Source organism: Methylobacterium sp. WL6 (genome assembly GCF_008040095.1).
Classification (GTDB): domain Bacteria; phylum Pseudomonadota; class Alphaproteobacteria; order Rhizobiales; family Beijerinckiaceae; genus Methylobacterium.
Genome location: NZ_VRVH01000496.1, coordinates 1 through 2,049 on the forward strand (window position 1 = coordinate 1; position 2,049 = coordinate 2,049).

Sequence of the window (2,049 nt, forward strand, 5' to 3'; positions counted from 1 at the left end):
CCCCCGCGCAGCGCCGACTCGGCGGCGGCGGCGAGATCGCGCACGCGCCCGGCGCCGACCGAGGCGGCGGAGCCCTTCAGGGTGTGGGCGAGATCGGCACGGTCCTGCCCCGGCAGCGCCGCATCGGACAGGCGCGGCAGGATCCGCAGGCACTGCTCCGCGAACAGGCCGAGGAGCTCGGCGGCCAGATCCGCGTCTCCGAACGTCTGCGCGTCGAGATGCGCACGGTCGATGGCGTCCACGGTCGGGCTTCCTCGGATCTGCATCCCGGCTGTCCACAGGGCGCGCCGCAAAGCGGTCGCCACCGGATCATCCTTGCTGCATCATGGGTTGGCGGCCTGTCCGCCAGGTCCGCTCCGCCTTGGTAACCATTCCGTTAAGGAATTCCGAAGCGGGGTCCCCGATCGGGTATCCGGGGGGACCGGCGGGGTCTAAATTGACTTGGTAAACGGGTAGTTGTGTCTCCGCCACCGGCTCTCGCCGGCGGTCGCGAGATCGCGTAACGAGGCGTTGCATGGCCACCGAAAAGAAGCTGAAGGACCCGGCCGAGGCGGCGCTCTCTGCGATCGAGCAGGCGCTGAACCTCGAGGTCCTGACGCCCGAGGCCGAGACCCGGACCGAGCCGCGCCTGCCCGATGTCGGCGACGGCGACCCGCTGCAGGAGCAGGGCGGGCGCCTGAGCCCGCCGCGCCTCGACCTCGATCCGCCGCTCGCCTCCGACGTGCCGCCGCCCGGCCGGGAGCGCGCGCATCGCGAAGGCGGCCTGCTTCCGCCCGACCGCTCGCTGGTGGCCAACGACGACCGGCGCAACATCGGAATCCTGCAGCAGACGCTGCGCGTGCGCCCGGCGCGGACTCCCTACATCCTGGCCGCGCTGGCGGCGTTCCTCTGGGTCAACGGGCTCGCGCTGCTGGCCTGGAATCAGTCCGGCGGCGACCTGAAGGGATTTCTGACCGGCCTCACCGCGCTGCAGGCCACGGTCGGCGCCGCCGCGCTAGTCGGGCCGGTGGTGCTGTTCCTGATCACCGGCATGCTGGCTGTGCGGGCCCAGGAGATGCGCCTCGTGGCGCGCGCCGTCGGAGAGGTCGCGATCCGCCTGGCCGAGCCCGAGAGCTTCTCCACCGACGCGGTGCTGACGATGTCGCAGACCGTCCGCCGCGAGGTCGCGGCGGTCGGCGACGGCGTCGAGCGGGCCCTGGCCCGGGCCGGCGAGCTGGAAACCCTGGTCCGCGGCGAGATCGCGACCCTGGAACGCGCCTATTCCGACAACGAGATCCGCATCCGCTCCCTCGTCGACGAGCTCGTGGCGCAGCGCGAGTCCATCGTCGCCAACGCCGAGCGCGTGCGTGGCGCGATCACCGGCTCGCACCAGAGCCTGACGCAGGAGCTGGAGGGCGCGGCCGAGCGCATCGTCACGGCGATGACCGGCGCCGGCGAGCGCGTCACCGGCGCTCTCGACGCGCGCGGCGATGCCATCACGACGTCGCTGGGCGAGGCCGGCGACCGCGTCGTCGGCGTGATGTCGGGACGCGGCGACGAGCTGATCGCGCGGCTCGCCGCCACCAGCGAAGGCGTGCGCGGCTCGATCGCCGAGGTCGGCGAGACGCTGACGCGGTCGTTCGAGACCCGCGCGGCCGACGTGACCCGGGTGTTCGAGAGCACCGGCGGCGCGCTGACCGAGCGGCTGGCCGAGAACGCCAGCCAGGTCGCACGCTCGCTCGCCGAGACCGGTGCCGGCGTGATCGACGCCCTCGACCGCCAGGGCGCGACGGTGCGCGAGAGCTTCGAGCGCTCGGCGGGAAGCCTGGAGACCACGTTCCTCAGCCGCGGCGATGCGCTCGCCGAGCGCTTCACCCAGACCGGCGGCGAGATCACCGCCCGCTTCGCCGAGACCGGCGACGCCCTGCGCGCGCACTTCGCGGCCACCGGCACCGCCCTGTCCGACGACATCGCCGGCCGCGGCGCCGCGCTCCGCACCGAGATCGAGACCGCCGGCGACGGCGTCGCCGCGTCGATCGAGGCGCGCGGCCGCGACGCCCAGGCCGGGCT

1 protein-coding gene and 1 pseudogene are annotated in these 2,049 nt (G+C 73.6%); one reads left to right on the forward strand and one right to left on the reverse strand.

Annotation, left to right across the window (positions count from 1 at the left end; all coding sequences use genetic code 11):
• On the reverse strand, window positions 1-242 hold a 242-nt coding region (locus FV230_RS27685), incomplete at its 3' end, for an Hpt domain-containing protein (protein WP_187275654.1).
• Between the two features lie 272 nt (window positions 243-514).
• Between FV230_RS27685 and FV230_RS27690 the strand changes: the two are divergent.
• Window positions 515-2,049, forward strand: a pseudogene (locus tag FV230_RS27690) (hypothetical protein); the annotation flags it as partial.